This is a genomic window from Polynucleobacter victoriensis, assembly GCF_900187875.1.
GTDB lineage: Bacteria > Pseudomonadota > Gammaproteobacteria > Burkholderiales > Burkholderiaceae > Polynucleobacter > Polynucleobacter victoriensis.
Window position 1 is genome coordinate 367650 of the sequence record NZ_FYEX01000001.1, and the last position, 24399, is coordinate 392048.

Consider the following 24399-nt stretch of genomic DNA (forward strand, 5'->3'; position numbering starts at 1 on the left):
CTGATTTAGTCCACATCTAAATAGGGTAATTAATGGCTAACCCTAATATGGGTAGGGCTTAAATTGTTTAGTTATGAATGGGGTGCTACAGACTAGAGGATTGATTACAAATCAGCCAATTCTTTAAGGTGCGCTACAACGCTTCTAGCTAATGCCGAGAGGTTGTACCCACCCTCTAAACAACTAACAATACGTCCTTCGGCCGTCTCATTAGCAACCGTCATGAGCTGGCGAGTGATCCAAGCATAGTCGGCTTCCACTAAACCCATTTGCCCCATATCATCTTCACGGTGCGCGTCAAAGCCTGCTGAGATGAAAATGAATTGCGGCTTGAACTCTCTTAGGCGCGGCATCCAACCCAACTCCACAACCTCCCTCACAGCAGGTCCTGATGTGTAGGCAGGCAAAGGCACATTGACCATATTAGGCAAGTCAGTTCTTGGCTCAGAATACGGATAAAACGGATGCTGAAAATAACTACACATCAATACTCGTGGCTCATTGATGAAAGCAGCTTCGGTGCCATTGCCGTGGTGCACGTCAAAATCAATCACAGCTACACGCTCTAAACCATAATGCTCCAAAGCATATTTAGCAGCAATGGCCACATTATTAAAAAAACAAAAACCCATCGCTTGGTGTGGCTCAGCATGATGCCCGGGCGGTCTTAAACAAGAAAACGCATTGGATGCTTTTTTATTCATGACCGCATCAACGGCAGCGATGGCACCACCCGCAGATCTCAGAGCCGCCTGCCAGGTATGTGGGTTCATGGTGGTGTCCCCATCAATGGCGTAATAACCGGATGTTGGACTATTCGATTTAACTCTCTCGATATGCTCAGGTGTGTGAACCAAAGCTAACTGCTGTTCGGTTGCCAAAGGAGGATCAATATAGGTTAAGTAAGCGTCGATCCTACTGAGAATTAATTGATCTTCAATCGCTTGAACACGCGCAGGACACTCAGGATGGTGTGAGCCCATCTCGTGCTGGAGTGAATCTGCGTGGCTAATAAAAGCAGTGCTCATTAATCTTGATAAATCAGTGGATAATCAGTGACATTAAATTCTAGTTGATTGGTTGAATTCAATTGCTAACAAAAACAATGAAACCCCTCGCACTTGCCCAGTTAGGCTTAGTCTGTGGCATCACTACCTTTGTATTATCCGCCTGTTCTACGCTTCCAAGCAAACAAGCAGAACAGAAATCTGACTCAAATCAAGTCATAAATAACGACAATTTTGCTGAACTTGAGAAAAAACCAGACTCTCTGGCACCTTTCTTAGAAAAAGTTAGCCAAGATCACCAAATTCCTCTAAAAGACTTACAACTCGCTTTTGATGACGCGAAAACCATTCCATCCATCAAAAAACTGGTGATGCCGCCACCAGTCGGTTTTCAGAAAAACTGGAAAGTCTATAGAAGTCGCTTTGTGGAACCCAAGCGCCTTGCCGCAGGACAACAATTCTGGAAAAAACATCGCACCTTCATCGAAGCCACTGCCAACAAAACAGGAGTGCCTGCAGAAGTCATTGTTTCAATCATTGGCGTAGAAACTATCTACGGCAAACACATGGGCGGGTTTTCAGTAAGAGATACCCTGATCACCCTAGGCTTTGATTACCCCAATACCCCAAATAAAACTTCAAGAGAAGCCTTATTTAAAAATCAACTGGAAGATTTAATTCTTTTGTGTCGCACAGAGAATCCTCAAGCGAGTCTTTTTAAGAAATGTCTTAATCAACTGGGCTCCTATGCAGGAGCAATTGGTCTACCCCAGTTCATGCCAGGCAGCATTCGTCGCTTTGCTGTTGATGGCAACAACGATGGCAGAATTGATTTAAGAAATTCACCAGAAGATGCGATTGCTAGCGTTGCAAATTTCTTGAAAGCTCATGGTTGGGTAACTGGCGAGCCGATTTACTTGGATATTCAAAATAATGAAGAGGCCATGATTCTTGCAAAAAAATTGGCTGATGGCGAACCCAAAGCGAAATTGAAATTAGGTGATTTAGCCAAAGACCAAATGATTTCAAAAACGGAACTGCCTGATACAACTCCTAGCTTGGTGGTTGACCTTCCAAGCCCAGATAGCAACGGTGGCACTGAGGTCAAGTATGTGGTTGGTCTAAGAAACTTTATTGCAATTTGCGATTACAACCGCAGCTTCTTCTACGCCCAGTCTGTGGCTGAATTTGCTCAAGCGCTCAGAGGCGAAGTTCCCGGGCAAGAGGTGACCGCAAAAAAGTCTTCTGAAAAAACAAAGAAGACTTCTAAGAAGTCTTCCAAGAAATCCACAAAGGTGAAGCAGGCTTCTAATTAAGCTGGGAATACACCTGTTGATAGGTAACGATCGCCTCGATCGCAAACAATAAATACAATTGTTGCGTTTTCAACGCGCTCTGCGATGCGCAATGCCACTACCAAGGCACCAGCAGCTGATATGCCACAGAAAATACCCTCTTCTCTAGCCAAGCGCCTAGTCATATCCTCTGCCGCTGCCTGACTAACGTATTCAATGCGATCCACCTTGGCATCAGCATAAATCTTAGGAATGTACTCAGGTGACCATTTACGAATACCTGGTATTTGAGAACCTTCTTCAGGTTGCGCACCGATGATTTGAATTTGTTGATTTTTTTCTTTGAGATAAATCGACACACCCGTGATAGTGCCGGTTGTTCCCATGGCAGACACAAAGTGCGTGATTTGACCTTGTGTGTCTTCCCAAATTTCTGGGCCAGTTGATTCAATATGAGCTAACGGATTGTCCTTATTACCAAACTGATCAAGGATTTTTCCTTTACCTTCTTTTTCCAATTGTGTTGCATAGTCACGCGCATACTCCATGCCGCCAGAGGCAGGGGTAAGAACTAATTCAGCGCCATAGGCCGCCATGCTCTGACGTCGCTCAATACTCTGGTTCTCAGGCATAACCAAAATCATCTTGTAACCCAAGATGGCTGCAACCATGGCCAAAGCAATGCCTGTATTACCACTCGTTGCTTCAATCAAAGTATCACCGGGTTTGATATCGCCACGCTGTTCTGCACGCATGAACATCGATAGTGCCGGACGGTCTTTGACAGACCCCGCTGGATTGTTGCCTTCTAATTTACCAAGAATGACATTGTTGCGCTCTGTATTACCAGGACCTGGAATACGTTGCAAACGAACCAATGGTGTATGACCAACCGTTTGGGCAATAGTGGGGTAATTAGGACGTGAAATAGACATATGACGCCTATATTAATGGATTTATAGTCATCATATGCCTAAGTTTTAGAAGCTCACCGAAACCTTGATTTTAGGGGGCGCTTTTCTCTTCTTTGGACCTTCTGCTTTGCTTGGGCGCTTTTTCCGTGGCTTGCTTTTCTTTTTCTTTACTTTTGGTTGAGGGTTCTTTAATAGATTTCTCTTTCACAGATTTATCTTTAACTGGCTTCTCAGTTTTAGCCCCAGCAACGCCCTTGTTATTGATGGTTAAACCATTTTGCATCATCCGCTCAACGGTTTTCTCGCCAATACCCTTGACTCGAGTATGCAAATCGTTGGCATCTTTAAAGGGGCCATTCTTTTTACGTTCCGCCAAAATCGCTTTTGCTTTTGATGGCCCCAAACCTCTCACAGATTCCAACGCTGTTTGGTCCGCAGAATTTACTTCAACTTGAGCAACTGCATAAGTACTCAATAAAAATAAACCTGCAATCGATGCAACCAGAAATCTCGCGAGTGATTGAAATAAATTTAATAACATCTTGCCTCCTTGAAAGTAAAAAGCTCCACCGGTTGATGGAGCTTTTCCTTAACGAGAGGCTAGCTATGTTGTTGACTAAATAGTGCCTGATTACAAAGGTTGAGCAAGAAAATCAGAATTTTCTGACAGCCACTTCATGTATTTCTCTACACCTTGCTCAACAGTATGGAAATCAGCTTGATAACCGGCTGCACGCAAATTAGTTAAATCGGCTTGCGTAAAAGATTGATACTTGCCTTTTAATGCTTCAGGAAATGAAATGTACTCAATCAAACGCTCATCTGCTAACTCAGCCAAACTTAATTGAGACTCACCATTGATTTTTCTAAGTGAATTAATCACCGACTTAGCCACGTCATTAAATGGCTGAGCACGACCACTACCTAAATTAAAGATGCCACTTTTCTCTGGGTGCTCTTGGAAAAATAAGTTCACCTTAGCCACATCTTCCACAAACACAAAGTCACGCTTTTGCTCACCTTGAGCGTAACCATCATATTCACCAAACAACTTAACCGTGTTGTCTTCTAAGAATTGGTGATAGTGATGAAAAGCTACCGAAGCCATACGCCCCTTGTGTGACTCACGCGGGCCATAGACATTGAAATAACGGAAACCAACGACTTGGGCAGTGGTTGCTTTTTCAGCAAAACGCTTGCGCACCACCTGATCAAATAAAAACTTTGAATAGCCATAAACGTTCAAAGGCTTCTCAAATTGACGTTCTTCTTTAAAGGTATCAGAACCACCATAAGTAGCAGCAGATGATGCATATAAGAAAGGAACTTTTTGAGCAGTACAAATATCTAACAAATCCATGGAGTAGCGGAAGTTATTCGCCATCATGTATTTGCCATCTGTTTCCATGGTATCTGAGCATGCGCCCTCATGGAAAATAGCTGTGACTTTGCCAAATTTCCCCCTGGCAAAAGCTTCGACAAATTCTGACTTATCTAGGTAATCAACAATATCCAAATCTGCCAAGTTGCGGTATTTGTCAGCTGGTTGCAGTTCATCAACAGCAATCACATCTTTGATACCTTTGGCATTGAGCGCCTGAACTAAATTAGCTCCAATAAAACCAGCTGCGCCAGTCACAATATATGTCATTGCAATTCCTCTAACGATACAGTTGCCGTACCTAACTTTCCAACCACAATACCACCGGCTTTATTAGCCAATTTCATGGCTTGACCTGCAGGCCATTTCGCAGCCAATGCAACAGCCATTGCTGCAATAACTGTGTCCCCTGCACCAGATACATCATAAACTTCTCTAGCATCCGCTTTTACATGCTCAACGCCCTGAGCGGTAAACAAACTCATACCCTCTTCAGAGCGAGTTAACAATAAAGCATCTAGCTTTAATTTTTCTCTCAATGCTTGAGCTCTAGCAGTTAAATCCGCCTCATCCTTCCAACGCCCCACAACTTGCCTTAACTCAGAGCGATTAGGTGTGATGATTGATGCACCTTCATACTTGCTGTAGTCATCCCCCTTAGGATCAACTAGTACAACCTTACCGGCTGCTCGTGCAGCAGCAATCATTTTGGTGACATGAGTTAAGCCACCCTTACCGTAGTCAGACAAAATAACTGCATCAACTTCAGGCAATAGAGATTGGAATTGCTCCAATTTATTTAGGAGCGCTTCATGTGTTGGCGCTTTTTCAAAGTCCAAACGAATTAATTGTTGTTGACGTGCCACCACACGCAGTTTAACCGTCGTCGGCAAACTTGGGTCTCGTTGTAAATAGCTATTAACGCCCTGGGCTTTTAACAACTCTTCCACCCTGCGACCAGGCTCATCATCACCCACAACGCCCAAAATAGAAATTTTGGCTCCAATGCTCGCTGCATTGCGCGCCACGTTAGCAGCACCACCCAAACGCTCATCGTCTTTGCTAACAAGTACTACTGGCACAGGAGCTTCCGGCGAAATTCTTTCGGTATCACCAAACCAGTAGCGATCTAACATCACATCACCAACAACTAGCAATCGTGCTTGGCGAAATTGTTGAATATCAGCAGCAGTTAATCGGATGTCCATGGCGTTATTTTCTACTTGGTTTATTTAATATTTATGACTATATGACATTACATCGATGGACCTGATGGCGCAGCACCCTCACCACGTCTCGGTGAATAAGATTCCCAATGATTACAACCAGGGCATTGCCAATAAAAACGTCTGGCTCTAAAACCACAATTGCCACACGTATATCTAGCTAAAGTATTGGTTCTTTGTTTAAGTAAGCCATAAGAGGCTTTGAATTCTTGGGCAGCTTTGTCATTTTGCGCAACTTCAGCCAAAGTTAAACGCGCTTGCACACGCAGTGCCATTGCACTCAAACTAGGTGTATGACGCATTACTTCGTTCATCAACGCCTCTGCTTGAGGTACTCCACGCAAAGCCATCACATGCTTAAACGTAATGTCCAATAGCTCCCCACCAGCTTGGGTTTTTAAGGCATCCACTAAAACTTGCAGGCCCTCATCTGCTTTTGAGAGAGCTTTGTGTACATCAATCCAACGATCAGCCACCAAAGCTAAATAAGCCGGATGATTCTGCGCAATCAAAGACCATGTCGCCACAGCCTTTTCCAATTGGTTTTGCGCAACAAAACAATCGCCACGCAAAATAGTTGCTCTTGGGTGGCTAGGCACAGACTGCATCGCCAAATCAATGTGGCGCTCAGCTGTAGCAATGTCTTTACGTCGCAAAGCCTCCTCTGCCAACTCACAATTAAAGTGAGCAATTTCTTTTTGGCGACTCTTACCTTGTAACACCTCTAACTCATTCGAAGAGATGATGGCTTTTGCCCAGTCTTTTTCAACCTGGTACATCTCTAATAAACTTTCTTTAGCAGGAATGCCATATTTACTATCTGTACCAACTCGATTGAGTGATGTTTCTGCGCGATCCAATAGACCTGCACGCAAAAAGTCTCTACCTAATTCATAGGCGGCATGATCGCGATGTCTTGAGGGTAAATCTTCACGATTAGCTAAATGTTGATGCACACGGATCGCACGCTCTGTTTCACCACGGCGCCTAAATAAACTGCCTAAAGCAAAATGAAGCTCTGTTGTTTCTGGGTCCAGTTGCGCGATTTGCACCAAAGCATCAATGGCTTTATCTGGTTCTTCATTTAAAAGAAGGTTCAGACCCTTAAAGGTTGATTTTTGTTGCGCTAAGCGCTCAATTTCGTTTTCGCGTTTTTCTAAACGCATATCCCAACGCGCACCTACCCAACCCAAAGCAAATACGATTGGTAGAGCAAATAGCCACCAGGTTTCGATCTGTAACACGATTATGAGTGAGGTTGTTTGTTTTGTTTAAAGCGGCGCAAAGAAATGCCACTTAATAAAGTGAGCAAAATGCCCAAAACAAATGCAATGAATAAAACTAATATGAGAGGTAAATCCCAGATCAACCCAGGAATTAACTGAAAACTAATTTCTTGAGTATTGCCTAAAGCTAGTAATACCAAGAGTATAAAAATAATGATTCGTCCAATGATCCGCAAAGCTCTGAATGCGGCATTCAGAAACGCGGTCATTCTTTAGATTCGTCTTTCTTAGGAAAATCAACGCGCTCTCTCAACTCTTTACCCGGTTTGAAATGAGGCACGTGCTTTTCAGGAACCATCACAGTAGCGCCAGATTTAGGATTGCGACCCTGACGTGGCGGACGGTGATGCATCACAAAACTACCAAAGCCGCGTAACTCAATACGTTTACCTTCAGCCAAGGCTTGTGACATGGTGTCGAGCAATGTTTTTACGGCCAACTCAACATCACGCGGCAATAGCTGCGGGAATGCCTGAGCCAAACGCTCTACCAATTCTGATCGTGTGATTGTCATTGAATCACTGCGTTCTAAATCGTCCATAACTCAACAATATTCTTTTTTAATGGTTTTGAAAATCCCCATCCATGCGGATGAGGATTCCCCTATACATTACACCAAGTATTAATTACCTTGGTTGTCCAACTTAGCTTTTAGCAATGCGCCTAGGTTAGTAGTGCCTGCACTAGCTTCGTTCTGCAACTTGCTCATGGCTTGCTGCTGATCGGCGCTATCTTTAGCTTTGATAGACAAATTGATGCTGCGTGACTTGCGATCAACGTTGATGATCATGGCATTTACGGCATCGCCTTCTTTCAACAAATTGCGCGCATCTTCAACGCGATCAGTTGAAATTTCAGAAGCACGTAAGTAGCCTTCAACTTCATCAGCCAACTGAATCACTGCGCCCTTAGCATCAACGCTCTTCACAGTACCGTCAACGATGCTGCCTTTGTCGCTAGTAGATGTGTAGTTGTTGAATGGGTCACCAGACATTTGCTTGATACCCAAAGAGATACGCTCTTTTTCAACATCGATAGCCAAAACAACTGTTTCAACTTCGTCACCTTTTTTGTACTTGCGAACAGCTTCTTCGCCAGTTTCTTGCCATGACAAGTCAGACAAGTGAACTAGACCGTCGATGCCACCAGGCAAACCAATGAACACACCGAAGTCAGTAATTGACTTGATTGCGCCAGTTAGCTTCTCACCTTTTTGGTGTGTACGAGCAAACTCATCCCATGGATTAGCTTTACATTGCTTCATACCTAAGCTAATACGACGCTTGTCTTCATCGATATCAAGAACCATTACTTCAACTTCCATGCCTAGTTGAACAACTTTGCTTGGAGCAACGTTCTTGTTAGTCCAGTCCATTTCAGAAACGTGAACCAAACCTTCGATACCTGTTTCGATTTCAACGAATGAACCGTAGTCAGTTAGGTTAGTTACCTTACCGAATAAACGTGTGTTTGGTGGGTAACGACGTGCGATACCAACCCATGGATCATCGCCCAATTGTTTGATACCCAATGAAACACGGTTCTTGTCTTGATCGTACTTAAGAATCTTAGCTGTCACCTCTTGACCAACAGTCAACATTTCGCTTGGGTGACGAACACGACGCCATGCCAAATCAGTAATGTGCAACAAGCCGTCAACACCACCTAGATCCACGAATGCACCGTAGTCAGTGATGTTCTTAACGATACCTTGAACCACAGTACCTTCTTTAAGGTTAGCAAGCAACTTAGCGCGCTCTTCACCTTGGCTAGCTTCAACAACCGCACGACGTGACAACACAACGTTGTTACGCTTACGGTCAAGCTTGATAACTTTGAATTCCATTGTTTTGCCTTCGTATGGAGACGTATCCTTGATAGGACGTGTATCCAACAAAGAGCCTGGCAAGAAGGCACGGATGCCATTTACCATCACAGTCAAACCACCTTTTACTTTGCCAGTTACAGCACCAGTAACGAGTTCGCCTTGTTCCAAGGCCTTCTCTAGGTTCAACCAAGAAGCTAAACGCTTAGCTTTGTCACGTGACAACACGGTGTCACCGTAACCGTTTTCTAGGGCATCAATCGCCACAGAAACGAAATCGCCAGGTTGTACTTCAACTTCACCTTGATCGTTAAGGAATTCCTCAACAGAGATAAAAGCTTCAGATTTCAAACCGGCATTTACAACCACGAAGTTGTGATCAATACGCACAACTTCAGCGGAAATAACTTGACCAGCCTTCATATTAGAGCGGGCTAGGGATTCTTCAAATAGAGCTGCAAAAGATTCAGACATGAGTTTTCACTATAAAGCCGTCAAAAGACTTGACGGGTTAGATTGCACATACCAGTACTCGCGTGGCAAGGACTGGCTCCTAAATTCCCTCTGTAACACCTAACTAGTTTTGACTAGCTTGATGCCACTTCAGAACCTGATTCACCGCCTCTTCAATCGTCATCGACGTGGTGTCGAGATGGTGAGCCCCTTCAACAGCTTTTAGTGGCGATTGACTGCGATTTGCATCGCGGGCATCTCGATCACGTAAATCCTGCAAAAGGACGTCTATATTAGCAGAAAAGCCCTTAGCTATCAATTGTTTATAGCGTCTGTCGGCTCTAGCCTCAGCACTTGCAGTCAAAAACACCTTGGTCACTGCATCCGTAAAAATTACGCTGGCCATATCTCGGCCATCAGCCACCAAACCCGGTTTTTGTCTAAATGCCTGCTGCCTTGCCACCAAAGCTTGGCGAACACCTGTGTGAACTGCCACCTCAGAGGCACGCTTACCCATTTCTTCTTGGCGAATCTGATCACTCACATCCTCGCCATCCAAAATAACTCTATCTTCTTGAAAAATAACGTTTAAATTTTTAGCAATGGGGATTAAATCAGATTCAGAGGCCGTAGAAATACCGCGCTTAAAGCTAGCCAAACCGACCAAACGATACAAAGCCCCACTATCTAAATAGTGATATCCCAAACGCTTTGCCACCTGCTGAGCAACCGTCCCTTTTCCCGAGGCAGTTGGTCCATCAATGGCAATTACAGGAATATTGGAGCTATTAATTTCAGTCATTTGTGGCATTTCTTAGTGTTGACAGTGACTTTATCAGTCTTTTATTTTTTATAAATATTTCTTAATGTGAAACGATGGCAGGCTTTTTTTGAAGCTTTTCAGGCGAAATTAAGCTGCCAAAGCTTACTTTTTAGCAACTTTCGCAAACTCTTGAAAGTACTCAGGGAAAGTTTTTGCCACACAAGTTGGCTCATTAATACGCACCTTGAGTGGTCCAAAAGCAGCCAGTGAGAAACACATGGCCATGCGATGGTCGTCATAAGTATCAATACCATCAACAGGCGTTGCCCATTGTTTAGGTGGCGTCACTTCGATATAGTCATCAGCCGCTTTAACAGTAGCGCCCATTTTTTGAAGCTCTTTAGCCATCGCAGCGATGCGATCAGTTTCTTTAACCTTCCAACTAGCAATACCCGTTAACTTGGTTGCGCCTTCTGCAAACAAACCTGCTACCGCCAAAGTCATTGCCGCATCAGGAATAGCCAAACAATCTAGTTCGATACCCTTCAATTTGCCATTAGGTGTATTCACACCATGGACCTCAATCCAATCATCGCCGGATGTCACTTTGGCACCCATTTGAGCCAGAGCCTGCGCAAAAGCAACGTCACCTTGTATGCTGTTTTTTCCAACACCAGTGACCCTGACAGGTCCACCTGCAATCGCCCCAGCAGCTAAAAAATAGGATGCTGAAGATGCGTCACCCTCCACATACAAAGTTCCTGGACTTGCATAAGGCTTCCCTGAATTAGCAGGAATATAAAAACGCTGCCAGTTGTCATTACGAACATCTACACCAAAACGACTCATTAATTTGAGCGTGATATCAATGTAAGGCTTAGAAATTAACTCGCCCACCACCTCAATACATATCTCATTGTTTGCCACCAATGGCAAAGACATGAGTAGCGCAGTTAAGAACTGACTAGATACATCACCGCGCACTTTGATGATTTCATTGGTACGTATCTGACCCTTTGAGAGTTTTAGAGGTGGATAACCTTCATTTTGCTCATAGGCAACCTGAGCACCCACCATACGCAACCCATCGACCAAATCACCAATAGGTCTCTCATGCATGCGGGGCACACCATGCAAACGATAGTCGCCACCCAAGATGGCCAACGCAGCAGTTAAAGGTCGAATCGCTGTGCCAGCATTACCCATGAATAAATCAGCTTGATCTTTAGGCAACTTACCTGAGCAACCATGCACAACGCAATCGCCATCCGTCTCATCAACATCAACGCCCAAGGTCTTCAAAGCTGCGCGCATCACGCGCGTGTCATCAGCATCCAACAAACCCTTTAAGCGAGTAGTACCCGAGGCTAGAGCTGATAAAAGTAATACGCGATTAGAAATACTTTTTGATCCCGGTAGAGCAACCGCACCCTCAGCTTTTGCAAAAGGTCCAACTTCAATGTAATCAAGAACTGCAGAACTCATTAACGACCTTCCCACTTTTGACGTTCTGCACTGGCTCTTGTAAAAGCTTTTAATAAAGCATCGCCATCTTCTTTAGCAATCGTGTCTCTTAATAATTTGGTGAGATTGAGATACTTATCCAGCTCTTTTAGAACGGCTGTTTTATTAGCCAGACAAATGTCACGCCACATTTCTGGGCTAGAAGCTGCAATCCGCGTGAAATCTCTAAACCCAGCGCCTGCATGACCCAACTTAACATTGGCATCCTCAGAATTTGCCACCTGAAGCATCAAGGCAAAAGATAGAACATGCGGTAAATGAGAAATCGACGCAAACACCGCATCATGCTGCAAGGCTGACATTTTGTGAGTCACGGCACCCGTTGCCAACCAAAACTCATTGATAGCATCAACTGCTGGAGGAATGTTTTCTTGTAACGGGCAAATAATGACTTCTTTACCTTGGTACAAATCTTCTTTAGCTGCAGTTGCGCCATGCTGTGCTCCACCAGCAATTGGATGAGCCGGTATGAATTGCGCCACTTTGTCACCTAAGGCAGTTTTAGCAGCCATGATGACATCTGATTTAGTGCTACCTGCATCAGTGATTAATGCATTGGCTTTAATGTGAGGCTCAATCGCATGAAGGATTGAGAATGTTTGCGCAACAGGCACACACACCACAATCACATCAGCTTCTTTAGCGCACTCCTCAAGACTAACCGCCTGGTCAATGGCGCCGATCTTAAGAGCCTCATCTAAATTTGTTTGTGAACGACCAACACCTAAGACTCGATCAAAAGCCTTGGCTTTTTTTTGCGCCAAACCAATCGATGCACCAATTAAGCCAACACCAATAATGCCCAAAGTTAATGGGGCATTGGCAGAAGGATTTTTTTGAGTAGCGTTCATTAATTAAGAATCTTTTTAAGAGCTTCAATAAATGCCTGGTTTTCCTCAGGCAATCCAATAGAAATACGTAACCACTCTGGTAACCCATAGTTACCAACGGGTCTAACAATGACACCCGCTTTTAATAACTCCAAATTTACTTTAGCACCAGCATTAACATCATCGCCAACTTTAACCAAAACAAAATTGCCAGAAGATGGTAAATAACGCAATCCCATTTGCTCAAATGCTGCGGTTAGCTGAGCATAACCGGCACGATTTAACTCATAGCATTTCTTTAAAAACTCAACGTCAGCCAAGGCCGCAATAGCTGCTGCCTGAGCCAAGCTATTAACGTTAAACGGTTGACGAATACGATTTAATAAATCAGTGATGTTGTTTTGCGCAACACCATAACCAATGCGCAAACCTGCTAAACCATATGCCTTAGAGAAACTTCTCGACACAATTACATTCGGGTATTTGCGCACCCAAGCAATTGCATCATATTGCTGCTCAGGGGTTAAGAATTCGTTATAGGCTTCATCAATAACAACCACTACGTTACTTGGAACCTGCTCTAAAAATGTCTCAATCTCTTTAGCAGGTAAAAAAGTCCCGGTTGGATTATTTGGATTGGCCACAAACACTAGACGAGTTTTTGATGTGATAGCCTTCAACATGGCAGGTAAATCATGGCCATAGTCTTTTGTCGCAGGCACTTCAATCGCTTTTCCACCAACCGCTTGAGTAGCTAGTGGATAAACAGCAAAAGCATGTTTTGAAAAAACTACCTCATCACCCTCTTTAGCAACTGCTCTAGCAGTCAACTCCAAAATGTCATTACTACCATTACCCAAAGTGATCCACTCAAATGGCACATTAAGTTTTTTGGCTAGGGCATTTTTTAAATCAAAACCATTAGAGTCTGGATAGCGACCCAAATCTTCAGCAGCTTTGGCCATCGCTTTTTTTGCAGATTCAGGCATACCCAGTGGGTTTTCATTAGAGGCCAACTTAACAATCTTGCCCTCATCCAAACCAAACTCGCGCACCACCTCACTAATCGGTTTACCACCGACATAAGGGGCAATAGCACGCACATGGCTTAAACCAATGACTCGCCCATCAACTTGTCCAACATCGTTGGCCATGATCAATCTTTCTAAAATTTAATGACTACGGGGATAAGATCCCAAGTTCTTAAAGAATGCAGCCTCAGCTTGTAATTCTTTCAAAGCAGCCGCGACTTTTGGATCATCTGCATGACCATCCATATCAATATAGAAGAAGTACTCCCAAGTACCTCTTCTTGCCGGACGAGACTCTAAGCGATTCATCGAAACACCATGCTTAGCCAATGGCGCCAATAACTGATGCACTGCACCAGGCTTATTGTTCACAGAAAGAATCACTGAAGTTTGATCTTTGCCAGATGCTTGGCACGAACCATGGCTCACCACCACAAAACGTGTGCGGTTATGCGGGTCATCTTGGATTTGGCTTTGTACAGCTTGCAAGCCATATTGTTGTTGCGCTGAATCACCTGCAATGGCAGCCACTGTTGAATCCTGCGCTGCCAATTTAGCTGCCTCACCATTACTGCTAACAGCTTGACGATCTAGTTTAGGAGCGTTGTTCGATAACCATCTTTGACACTGAGCCAAAGCTTGAGGGTGAGCTAGCACCCTACTCACACCATCCAAGTTACCAGACTTGGTCAAAAGATGATGTTTGATTGCCAAAGCAACTTCACCAGTAATTTTTAAATCAGTATCAAGTAGTAAATCCAAGGTTCTAGAGATAGCACCTTCCGATGAATTTTCTACTGGAGCCACCCCAAAGTCAGCAGAACCAGCATCAACCGCACGAAATACTTCATCAATGCTTGAGCAAGGAACTTTGCTAATTGACTGACCAAACTGAGCAAAAGCAGCTTGCTCTGAAAATGTTCCTGCAGGACCTAAGTAAGCCACGCGAATTGGCGCCTCTAAAGCACGGCAAGCAGACATGATCTCGCGCCAAATGTAGGTAATACCATCGGCTGCTAGAGGACTTTTATTCTTAGCGATTAAACCGTCAATGACTTGACGCTCACGCTCAGGACGAAATACTGGCGCATTCACATCATGTTTAATTTTTCCAACAGCCTGCGCTGCCTCTGCTCGGGCAGCTAGCAACTCTAATAACTGTTGATCGATAGAGTCGATACGAGCGCGCAGTGGCGCTAGGTCTTTGTCATCAGCAGCCACGTTCAAACTCCTTCATGTATTCAACCAATGCCTTCACACCAGCGATTGGCATCGCGTTATAAATACTTGCACGCATACCGCCCACACTCTTGTGACCTTTAATGTTCATAAGACCCAACTTGGCCGCACCCTCTACAAATGCATCGTTCAAAGACTCATCATTTAAGTAGAAAGTCACATTCATGCGTGAACGGCAGTTTTTATCAACCTTGCTGGTAAATAAACTGCTGCTATCTATGCAGTCATATAGCAAATTAGATTTAGCAATATTTTGCTGCTCCATGGCTGCCACACCACCCTGGCGCTTTAACCACTTGAATACCAATCCTGCTAAATAAATGCCATAGGTTGGTGGCGTATTTAGCATTGAATCATTCTCAGCTTGTTTAGCCCAATCCCAAACCATCGGAGTAATTGGCATGGCGTGACCCAAAAGATCTTTGCGCACAACCACAATACTCAAACCTGCTGGACCAATATTTTTTTGTGCACCACCAAACAAAACACCAAAATCATTAATGTCCCAAACGCGTGACAGGATGTTGCTTGAAACGTCCGCCACTAAGGGCTTAGCTACTTTAGGCACGTTCTGAAACTCAACACCACCCACCGTTTCGTTAGAGCAAATATGCACGTATGCGGCGTCATCAGACAACTGCCAATCTTTTTGATCAGGAATGCTATTAAAACCAGTTGCAGCACTTGTTGCTGCAATGTGAGCCTGACCATACTTGGCTGCTTCTTTAGCAGATTTTTCTGTCCAAATGCCTGTCACAATGAAATCAGCCTTAGGGCCATTTTTAGCCAAAGGCATTAAGTTCATTGGAATGGCAGCATTCTCACCAATGGCGCCACCTTGCAAGAATAAAACTGCATAACTGTCAGGAATGTTCATGAGCTCACGAAGATCTGCGATAGCCTCTTCGTAGCAAGCCATGAAAGGTTTACCGCGGTGACTAACCTCCATCACACCCATGCCTAACCCATTCCAGTTAAGCATTTCAGCAGCAGCCTGTTTTAAAACTTCCTCAGGAAGCGTTGCTGGACCTGGAGCGAAGTTAAAAACACGGCGATCAAACATTCTCCGGCTCCCCGCCCTCGTTTCCTTGACTGTCTTGACCGTCGACAAGCTCATCAACATTGTCATCGCCTTCATCGTCATCACTTTCAGCAATACGCTGCAAGCCAGATAACTCAGTACCCTCATCAACGTTGATCAAAGTAACACCTTGTGTTGCACGACCCATCTCACGAATTTCAGCAACACGTGTGCGCACCAAAATACCGCCTGTTGTGATCAACATAATTTGGTCTTGCTCAGACACTAAAACAGCAGCCACAACTTTGCCGTTACGCTCAGATGTCTGAATCGCAATCATGCCCTTCGTGCCACGTCCATGACGTGTGTACTCAGAGATTGGCGTGCGCTTACCATAACCATTAGCTGTGGCTGTTAGCACACTGCTTGGCAATGGAACACCGTTTTCATCAACAGCATTGGTTTGACCTTCAATCTCTGCAGGCGCCACCAACATCGCAATCACTTCATGTGATGCATCTAGATTCATACCACGCACACCACGTGCAGTTCGACCCATCGGGCGAACATCATTCTCATCAAAACGAACTGCTTTACCAGCATCAGAGAACAACATCACGTCATGACGTCCATCAGTAATGGCGGCGCCCACTAAGTGGTCACCTTCATCTAGGTCAACAGCAATAATGCCGGCTTTACGTGGATTGGAGAAATCAGATAAACGTGACTTCTTCACCACACCCTTACGGGTTGCCATGAATACATATTTGTCATCTTCGTAGGCTTTGATAGGCAGAATCACTGTGATTTTTTCACCCTCAACCAATGGGAAGATGTTCACAATTGGCTTGCCACGAGAAGCACGACCACCTTGTGGCACTTCCCAAACCTTCAACCAATACATACGACCACGATCAGAGAAGCAAAGAATCGTGTCATGTGTATTAGCTACGAATAATGTCTCAATCCAGTCTTCGTCTTTAGTTGCAGTTGCTTGCTTGCCTCGACCACCACGTTTTTGAGCGCGGTACTCAGATAGTGGCTGACTCTTCATGTAGCCACCATGAGACAAAGTCACTACCAAATCTTGTGGCGTGATCAAGTCTTCAGTAAACAACTCAGTCGCATTCATCTCAATGCGTGAACGTCGACCTGTGTCATTACCAGCTTGACCAAACTCAGCTTGAACAGCTTGCAACTCTTCTCTGATAATCACGGTAATACGCTCTGGCTTAGCCAAGATGTCCAACAAGTTGGCAATCTCAAGCATCACTTCTTTGTACTCACCAACGATCTTGTCTTGCTCAAGACCTGTCAAGCGTTGCAAACGCATTTGCAAGATCTCTTGCGCCTGACCTTCAGACAAACGATACAAACCATCAGCTTGCATACCAGCCGCAGGATCTAAATCTTCAGGACGGAATGAATTACGTCCGCCAGGAGCGTCTTTCTCGGCACGAGATAACATCTCACGCACAACCTCAGAATCCCATGACTTCAATAGAAGTTCACGTTTAGCATCTGGTGGAGTTGGTGCAGCTTTAATAATTTTGATGAATTCATCAATGTTTGCCAAAGCAACCGCCAAACCTTCTAATACGTGACCGCGATCACGAGCTTTGCGAAGTTCAAACACTGTGCGACGAGTAACCACTTCTCTACGATGAGATAAGAAGCACTCCAACATTTGTTTCAAGTTGAGTAGGCGCGGTTGGTTATCCACCAATGCCACCATGTTCATACCGAAGGTATCTTGCAATTGAGTGAACTTGTACAAGTTGTTTAGCACCACTTCTGGTACTTCACCACGCTTTAACTCAATCACTACACGCATACCGGATTTATCAGATTCATCACGAATATCTGAAATACCCTCTACCTTCTTCTCGGTAATGAGTTCTGCAATACGCTCAAGTAAAGTCTTCTTATTAACCTGGTATGGCAACTCATCAACGATGATCGCTTGGCGTGAACCACGATCCATGTCTTCAAAATGAGTCTTGGCACGCATCACCACGCGACCACGACCAGTACGGTAACCATCTTTAACACCTTGGATACCGTAAATAATGCCGGCAGTTGGGAAATCTGGCGCCGGAATGATTTCCATCAGGTCATCAATCGTGCACTCTGGATTAGCCAATAAATGCAAACAGGCAGATACAACCTCATCTAGGTTGTGCGGCGGAATATTCGTCGCCATACCCACAGCAATACCTGAAGATCCGTTAATTAACAGATTAGGGATTTTTGCCGGAAGGATTAAAGGCTCTTTTTCACTACCGTCATAGTTAGGACCAAAATCAACTGTCTCTTTATCCAAATCGTCTAACAGTTGATGAGCAATCTTCGCTAAACGGATTTCCGTATAACGCATCGCCGCGGCATTATCGCCGTCTACAGAACCAAAGTTACCCTGACCATCAACCAGCATGTAGCGCAAAGAGAAATCTTGAGCCATACGCACAATCGTGTCATAAACAGCTGAGTCACCGTGTGGGTGATATTTACCGATTACGTCACCGACAATACGAGCTGACTTCTTGTAAGCTCTGTTCCAGTCGTTATTTAACTCGTGCATCGCGAACAAAACTCGACGATGAACTGGCTTCAAACCATCTCTCACATCAGGCAAGGCTCGACCTACGATCACGCTCATGGCGTAATCGAGATAGGAACGACGCATCTCGTCTTCTAGTGATATTGGGAGTGTCTCTTTTGCGGCGTTATTTTGTGTAATTTCCATGTCGCAATTTTATCACTCACAGCACCATAAAAAGGTATTTCTGGGATTTAAAGTGCTAAACTATGGGGTATCCAAATTGGATCAGCCTCCACACAGATAATTAGAGGGATAAAACATGAAAAAATTGCTGCAATTAATCGTTATCGCTGGTGTTGCCATCAGTTCAAGCGCATTCGCACAAAAAGCAAACGACAACTGGGTTAATAGCACAGGTATCGTTTGGAAAAACGGTACAAATGAATTGTGCTGGCGTAACGCCAACTGGACTCCAGCAACTGCTGCTCCAGGTTGCGATGGTGCAATCGCTGCAGGCGGTGCAGTGAAGCCAGTAAGCTCAAAAGTAACTTTGAACGCTGATGCATTGTTCGACTTTGACAAATCAGTACTTAAGCCAGCTGCTAAAGCTAGCTTGGACAGCTTAGTTGGCCAAGTTAAGAATTTGACTCTTGAAGTGATCATCGCTGTTGGTCACACAGACTCAATCGGTACAGACGCTTACAACCAAAAATTGTCAGTACGTCGCGCTCAATCAGTGAAAAAGTACTTAGTTAGCAAAGGTATTGAAGCTAACCGCGTATACGTAGAAGGTAAAGGCGAGTCACAACCAGTTGCTGACAACAAGACCAAAGAAGGTCGCGCTAAAAACCGTCGCGTTGAAATCGAAGCGATTGGTACACGTAAGAACTAATACTTAACCGGTCAATTTTACTGATTTTTAGTTAAGTAGTCTAAAAGCCCGGCATCGCCGGGCTTTTTTTATGGTGTTTGTGCGCATAAGCATGGGCTTGATTAGAATAGAGCCATGAATGCAGACCAAACAGAAATCGACAAATTCAGCGCCCTTGCTCACCGCTGGTGGGACCCAAGTAGCGAATTCAAACCATTACACGCTATCAACCCACTAAGACTGGGCTGGATACAAGAACACGTATCGATTGCCGGCAAGAAAGTGCTTGATGTAGGTTGTGGCGGTGGCATTTTGGCTGAATCAATGGCTGTTGCTGGCGCGCAAGCCAAAGGAATAGATTTATCTGAGAAAGCTCTTAAAGTTGCTGATTTGCACAGCCTAGAAACTGGCGTGAAAGTTGAATATGAATACATCAGCGCTGAAAATCTAGCTCAAAAGGAAGCCGGTCAATATGATGTGGTGACTTGCATGGAGATGCTTGAACACGTCCCTGACCCATTAAGCATCATCAAATCTTGCGCTGCCTTGGTAAAACCAGGAGGTAAGGTATTTTTTAGCACCCTTAATCGCAATCCAAAATCTTATTTATTTGCCATTATTGGCGCTGAGTATGTTTTACGCATATTGCCTAAAGGCACGCATGACTATAAAAAGTTCATCAAGCCCTCTGAGTTAAATGAATTCATTCGTGAGGCTGGCTTAGAGCTAAATGAGTTAATTGGCCTAAGCTACAACCCTATTACTGAGGTGTACTCACTGGGTCGGGATACAGACGTCAATTACTTGATGGCCACCACTAAAAAGTAATTTATGACTTCACAATACAAAGGTGTATTTTTTGATTTAGATGGCACCTTAGCAGACACAGCCCCTGACCTAGTTGCAGCAGCCAATCTATTAAGAGTTGCTAGAGGGCTGGCTCCCCTGCCCTATGAAATATTAAGACCAACGGCTTCTGCTGGCGCACGTGGCTTGATACAAGGCGCATTTGGTTACGACAACAATCATCCCCAGTTTGAAGAACTGCGTGATGAATTTTTAAGTAATTACGAAAAAAATATTTGCGTACACAGCAAACTCTTTGAAGGTATGAATGAATTGCTACATGCCTTAGAAAAAGAACAGGTTTTATGGGGCATTGTTACCAATAAAGTGGAACGCTTCACTCACCCACTTTTAAAACTGATGCAACTACATGAGCGCAGTGGCGCAATTGTGGGTGGCGATACGACGCCCCACTCTAAACCTCACCCAGCCCCCATCTTGAAAGCAGCTGAAATTTGTCAAATTAATCCTACAGACTGCTTATATGTGGGTGATGACTTAAGAGATATTGAGGCAGGCAGAGCTGCTGGCATGAAAACTGTTGCTGCTGCTTACGGCTATTGTGGTTGCGATGAACCAGTGAGCGCCTGGGGCGCTGATTACATCATTGATCACCCATCAGATTTACATGCGATTGTCTTTGGGGTGTAAATGCTACTCAAAACACCAAGCTTTCTAGAAGCCTTTTGGTTTTGGTTAAAACTAGGTTTTATTAGTTTCGGTGGTCCTGCTGGGCAAATAGCCACCATGCATCAAGAACTCGTTGAAAGAAAGCAATGGGTCACTGAAGAGAGCTTTATGCATGCGCTTAATTACTGCATGTTGTTACCTGGTCCTGAAGCACAACAACTAGCAACATACCTTGGCTGGCTAATGCACCGAACTTGGGGCGGCATTGTGGCTGGCGTGCTGTTCATTCTGCCATCCCTATTTATCTTGATCGCGCTATCATGGCTTTACGTGTCTTATGGTCACAATGAATGGATCACGGCCATTTTTGACGCCATTAAGCCAGCGGTGGTGGCAATTGTGTTTCATGCAGCATATCGAATTGGCAAAAAGACTTTACATAATTTATCTCTAGGCCTAACAGCACTCGTATCTTTTGCTGCCATTTATTTCCTCAACATTCCCTTCCCATGGATTGTTTTGGCTGCAGCAGTATTTGGATATGTGAGCTCACAAAAGAATGATGTAACGACCAATATCGACATAGTTACACCATCAAACCCTCATAAATTTCAGACAAAGACATTCTTCAAATATTTATGCATTGGTTTGTCTCTGTGGCTTATTCCAATAATGAGTCTTGTATTGATATTTGGCTTCACCAATACCTACACGCAAATGTCGTGGTTTTTCACAAAGGCTGCATTGCTAACTTTTGGCGGTGCTTACGCAGTTTTGCCTTATGTTTATCAAGCCAGCGTTGAACATTTTCAGTGGCTTTCAGCAACGCAAATGCTTGATGGTCTAGCTTTAGGCGAAAGTACGCCAGGGCCATTGATCATGATTGTTGCTTTTGTTGGATTTATTGCCGGTCATTCAAAAGAGTTACTGGGTGGTGAATACCCATTTTTGGCTGGGGCATTGGGCGCAGTGGTTGCCACTTGGTTTACTTTTTTGCCATCTTTTTTGTTTATCTTGCTAGGTGCCCCACTCGTCAAATCAAGTCAAAACAACAGCAAATACACAAAACCATTGCAATTTATTACGGCTGCAGTCGTGGGAGTGATCATCAATTTGGGCATATTTTTTACATCCCATATTTTTTGGCCAAATGGTTTTAGCCAAACTCCAAATTTATTAGCAGTACTCATCACCGCCCTATCCATTTGGCTACTCTTTAAAAAGCAATACTCAATTATCAAAATGCTTGGCTTGGCAGCAAGCATTGGCCTCATCCACAAAGCCTTTTTACTAGTTAGCATTTAATCAATCAACTGGCTTTGTCTATTGGCTTTGTAGATTACCTCTATCTGTTAGCTTAATTTATTAGTTTTCCGCACAACAAGCCTTGTCATGGGAAAATCAGCAACATAACTATTGTTTAACACCACCCAATCTTCATGAAGTCATCACTTGCCGCCAACATCACCGATCGCCATCAGTTTGATATGGTGATTGATGTTCGCTCACCCGATGAATTTGCAGAAGATCACATACCTGGCGCAGTTAACTATCCAGTTCTCTCTAATGAAGAGCGGATTTTGGTGGGCACCATGTATAAACAAGAATCCCCATTTGAAGCCAAGAAGATAGGCGCCGCTTTGATCGCCAAAAGAATTGCTCATTACATTGAGCATAATTTTATTGATAAGCCTAAAAACTGGAATCCATTAATTTATTGTTGGCGCGGTGGTAAGCGCAGTGGCTCTATGACCCACATCTTGAGACAGATTGGGTGGAATGCACAAATTTTAGATGGTGGCTATAAGTCCTACCGCAGAGAGGTTGTGAGTAAGCTCAACAGCCTTCCAAAAGAATTTAAGTACATGGTGGTCACTGGTCAGACTGGCAGTGCCAAAAGTCGCATCCTTGAGCATCTTCACCATTTAGGCGCCCAAGTCTTAGACTTAGAAACCATCGCTGTTCATAAAGGCTCAGTGCTTGGCAATATTCCTAATTCGCCACAACCTAGCCAAAAGATGTTTGAAACGCAACTCGTTTTAGCATTAGAGAGCTTTAATACTAGTAAGGTTGTATTTGTCGAAGCAGAAAGTCGCAAGATTGGCACATTACATGTTCCAGATCTTCTTTTGGATCAAATGCGCAGCAGTCCTTGCATCAAAATCAACGCAACGATGGACGCTCGCGTTAATTATTTAATTGATGACTACGCTTACTTCATCAAACAACCTGATGATTTAATTCGCACCATCGATTTTTTAAAAGAGCTGCACAGCAAAGAAAAACTTGAGCATTGGAAAACACTGGCCAAAGAATCTCAATGGCCATTATTGGTTCAAGAACTTCTAGAACAACACTACGACGCACTCTATCGCCGTTCACAAAACTCAAATTATGTGAACTATGAAAAAGCCACCAATTACAACACTGCAGACTTATCTGCCAAAGGAATTGATATCTTAGCCAAGCAAATATTGATGGATCACCATCATGCATAAAACCATTCTGCACGAATCAGCCCACCCACCGATTAGCTGGGAAGAGGGTGAAACCACTTATGCGTGCCGTTGGCGCTCAGAAAAAGGCACCCCACCGCCCAAAAAACTCATCATTGCAGACGACACCCTCACTGCTGATGAAGCCTATCGCGTAGCGTGTGAAGGCACAGGCATTATTTGGCGAGGCGACTATCAAAATGCTAAGCAACTACTTCAAGCAATGTCTCGAAGAGCTGATAAACCATCTAAGAAAAGTGTTCGCAATCAAAAATCTGCCAAGAAACAACAAGAAGGATTAATTCCTCTGGCAAAACCCATGTCAGAGATTTTCCACAAGCACCGCTTAACTCAATCTCAAAGAAGCAGAACGCTAGGGATGCTACTCATCCAAGTTAATCTTGATCACAGCATTCCTCTACGTAGAGCCCCTGATGTGACTCAAGCTTGCTTGGCTGTGTACGGCAAAGTCACAGAACCTTATGTGATGTCACTACGAGATCTCTTAGGATTTATTGGTTCATTAGAGTGGCGCAAGAATGGCATGGCATTAGATGCCATTAAGGATTTAGGGGATGGTCGCATACACCCACACTACGGTGTGTTTGCCCCAGTTCGCTCTGAATACATTGGTCTTTTAGAAAAAGCGCCCTTACCTGCATCCTTGACCAAACAATCCATAGCATTTGATATTGGTACAGGTACCGGTGTACTAGCTGCTGTTCTGGCTAAGCGCGGCGTTCAGAAGATTATTGCCACTGACCTTGATGAGCGCGCCATTGAATGTGCTGCCGAAAATATTGAAGGTTTAGGCATTGGCAAGCAAATAAAGTTAGTTCAAACCAATTTGTTTCCAGATAGCCAAGCAGCTTTGATTGTTTGCAATCCACCATGGGTTCCAGCAAGACCTAGCTCACCGATTGAACATGCGGTGTATGACCCAGACAGTCAAATGCTCAAGGGATTCTTAAGTGGCCTTAAAGAACATTTATTACCCGATGGTGAAGGCTGGTTGATTTTGTCTGATCTGGCTGAGCATTTAGGTTTGCGCACACGCCCAGAACTTCTTGAATGGATAGATGCAGCTGGTTTATCGGTGTTAGGTCGCAATGATGTCAGACCAACCCATGCAAAGGCTCTTGATAAAGAAGATCCTTTATATCGAGCTAGAGCTGCTGAGGTGACATCTTTGTGGCGCTTAGGGGCTGCGGGCTAACACT

Annotated in this window: 22 protein-coding genes and 1 pseudogene; 7 read left to right on the plus strand and 16 right to left on the minus strand. The window is 44.2% G+C overall.

From position 1 onward, the window contains the following. Positions 1–104 precede the first annotated feature (104 nt). Positions 105–1028 (minus strand): histone deacetylase family protein, encoded by a 924-nt coding sequence (locus CFR83_RS01950; RefSeq protein WP_088812259.1) that lies wholly within the window; start codon positions 1026–1028, stop codon positions 105–107. Between the two features lie 77 nt (positions 1029–1105). On the opposite strand from CFR83_RS01950, the gene mltB reads away from it, so the two are divergent. Continuing rightward, positions 1106–2323, plus strand: coding sequence for a lytic murein transglycosylase B (gene mltB / locus CFR83_RS01955; protein ID WP_088812261.1), 1218 nt, complete (start codon positions 1106–1108; stop codon positions 2321–2323). Here the strand turns inward: mltB and cysM are convergent. The 15 genes and pseudogenes from cysM to gyrA form a co-directional block, all read right to left on the minus strand. Further along, positions 2320–3237 carry a cysteine synthase CysM gene (gene cysM / locus CFR83_RS01960; protein WP_088812263.1) on the minus strand — a complete coding sequence of 306 codons (918 nt, stop codon included), beginning with the start codon at positions 3235–3237 and terminating at the stop codon, positions 2320–2322. The two genes, mltB and cysM, sit on opposite strands and share 4 nt — an antisense overlap. Positions 3238–3307: 70 nt before the next feature. Next, entirely contained in the window at positions 3308–3757 is a 450-nt protein-coding gene (locus CFR83_RS08485) for a ComEA family DNA-binding protein (RefSeq protein WP_088812264.1), read from the minus strand. Positions 3758–3847: 90 nt separating this feature from the next. Next, positions 3848–4867 carry an ADP-glyceromanno-heptose 6-epimerase gene (gene rfaD, locus CFR83_RS01970; RefSeq protein ID WP_088812266.1) on the minus strand — a complete coding sequence of 340 codons (1020 nt, stop codon included), beginning with the start codon at positions 4865–4867 and terminating at the stop codon, positions 3848–3850. Continuing rightward, on the minus strand, positions 4864–5805 hold the full coding sequence (gene rfaE1, locus CFR83_RS01975; protein WP_088812268.1) for a D-glycero-beta-D-manno-heptose-7-phosphate kinase: 942 nt from the start codon (positions 5803–5805) through the stop codon (positions 4864–4866). The genes rfaD and rfaE1 overlap by 4 nt, the downstream gene beginning before the upstream one ends. Positions 5806–5852: 47 nt before the next feature. Continuing rightward, complete coding sequence (gene lapB / locus CFR83_RS01980) at positions 5853–7067, minus strand: lipopolysaccharide assembly protein LapB (protein WP_088812270.1); 1215 nt, start codon at positions 7065–7067, stop codon at positions 5853–5855. Between the two features lie 2 nt (positions 7068–7069). Then, a complete protein-coding gene (locus CFR83_RS01985; RefSeq protein WP_088812271.1) occupies positions 7070–7318 on the minus strand; it encodes a lipopolysaccharide assembly protein LapA domain-containing protein in 249 nt (82 codons plus the stop codon). Between the two features lie 26 nt (positions 7319–7344). Next, positions 7345–7623 (minus strand): annotated as a pseudogene (locus CFR83_RS01990) (integration host factor subunit beta); the annotation flags it as partial. Between the two features lie 108 nt (positions 7624–7731). Further along, a complete protein-coding gene (gene rpsA, locus CFR83_RS01995) occupies positions 7732–9408 on the minus strand; it encodes a 30S ribosomal protein S1 (protein ID WP_088812273.1) in 1677 nt (558 codons plus the stop codon). A 103-nt stretch (positions 9409–9511) separates the two neighbouring features. Continuing rightward, entirely contained in the window at positions 9512–10198 is a 687-nt protein-coding gene (cmk, locus tag CFR83_RS02000; RefSeq protein ID WP_088812274.1) for a (d)CMP kinase, read from the minus strand. 114 nt (positions 10199–10312) lie between these two features. Continuing rightward, entirely contained in the window at positions 10313–11635 is a 1323-nt protein-coding gene (gene aroA / locus CFR83_RS02005) for a 3-phosphoshikimate 1-carboxyvinyltransferase (RefSeq protein WP_088812276.1), read from the minus strand. After that, positions 11635–12525, minus strand: a complete 891-nt coding sequence (locus CFR83_RS02010) for a prephenate dehydrogenase (RefSeq protein WP_088812278.1) — start codon at positions 12523–12525, stop codon at positions 11635–11637. Before CFR83_RS02010 ends, aroA begins: the two co-directional genes overlap by 1 nt. After that, positions 12525–13658: a histidinol-phosphate transaminase gene (gene hisC / locus CFR83_RS02015; protein WP_088812280.1), complete on the minus strand. Its 1134-nt coding sequence runs from the start codon at positions 13656–13658 to the stop codon at positions 12525–12527. The genes CFR83_RS02010 and hisC overlap by 1 nt, the downstream gene beginning before the upstream one ends. 18 nt (positions 13659–13676) lie before the next feature. After that, positions 13677–14756 carry a prephenate dehydratase gene (gene pheA, locus CFR83_RS02020; protein ID WP_088812282.1) on the minus strand — a complete coding sequence of 360 codons (1080 nt, stop codon included), beginning with the start codon at positions 14754–14756 and terminating at the stop codon, positions 13677–13679. Beyond that, positions 14746–15837 carry a 3-phosphoserine/phosphohydroxythreonine transaminase gene (gene serC / locus CFR83_RS02025; RefSeq protein WP_088812284.1) on the minus strand — a complete coding sequence of 364 codons (1092 nt, stop codon included), beginning with the start codon at positions 15835–15837 and terminating at the stop codon, positions 14746–14748. The genes pheA and serC overlap by 11 nt, the downstream gene beginning before the upstream one ends. Continuing rightward, the gene (gene gyrA / locus CFR83_RS02030; protein WP_088812286.1) at positions 15830–18541 is read right to left on the minus strand and encodes a DNA gyrase subunit A; all 2712 of its coding nucleotides are present in this window, start codon (positions 18539–18541) and stop codon (positions 15830–15832) included. Before gyrA ends, serC begins: the two co-directional genes overlap by 8 nt. 115 nt (positions 18542–18656) lie before the next feature. Between gyrA and ompA the strand changes: the two genes are divergently transcribed. From ompA to CFR83_RS02060, 6 genes are all read left to right on the plus strand, one after another. Then, on the plus strand, positions 18657–19229 hold the full coding sequence (gene ompA / locus CFR83_RS02035) for an outer membrane protein OmpA (RefSeq protein ID WP_088812287.1): 573 nt from the start codon (positions 18657–18659) through the stop codon (positions 19227–19229). 114 nt (positions 19230–19343) lie between these two features. Then, a complete protein-coding gene (ubiG, locus tag CFR83_RS02040; RefSeq protein WP_088812289.1) occupies positions 19344–20036 on the plus strand; it encodes a bifunctional 2-polyprenyl-6-hydroxyphenol methylase/3-demethylubiquinol 3-O-methyltransferase UbiG in 693 nt (230 codons plus the stop codon). Between the two features lie 3 nt (positions 20037–20039). Next, the gene (gph, locus tag CFR83_RS02045; protein ID WP_088812291.1) at positions 20040–20705 is read left to right on the plus strand and encodes a phosphoglycolate phosphatase; all 666 of its coding nucleotides are present in this window, start codon (positions 20040–20042) and stop codon (positions 20703–20705) included. Next, positions 20706–21989: a chromate efflux transporter gene (chrA, locus tag CFR83_RS02050; RefSeq protein WP_088812293.1), complete on the plus strand. Its 1284-nt coding sequence runs from the start codon at positions 20706–20708 to the stop codon at positions 21987–21989. Between the two features lie 134 nt (positions 21990–22123). After that, a complete protein-coding gene (gene mnmH / locus CFR83_RS02055; protein WP_088812295.1) occupies positions 22124–23182 on the plus strand; it encodes a tRNA 2-selenouridine(34) synthase MnmH in 1059 nt (352 codons plus the stop codon). Next, a complete protein-coding gene (locus CFR83_RS02060) occupies positions 23175–24395 on the plus strand; it encodes a 50S ribosomal protein L11 methyltransferase (RefSeq protein ID WP_088812297.1) in 1221 nt (406 codons plus the stop codon). The genes mnmH and CFR83_RS02060 overlap by 8 nt, the downstream gene beginning before the upstream one ends. Positions 24396–24399: the final 4 nt, after the last annotated feature.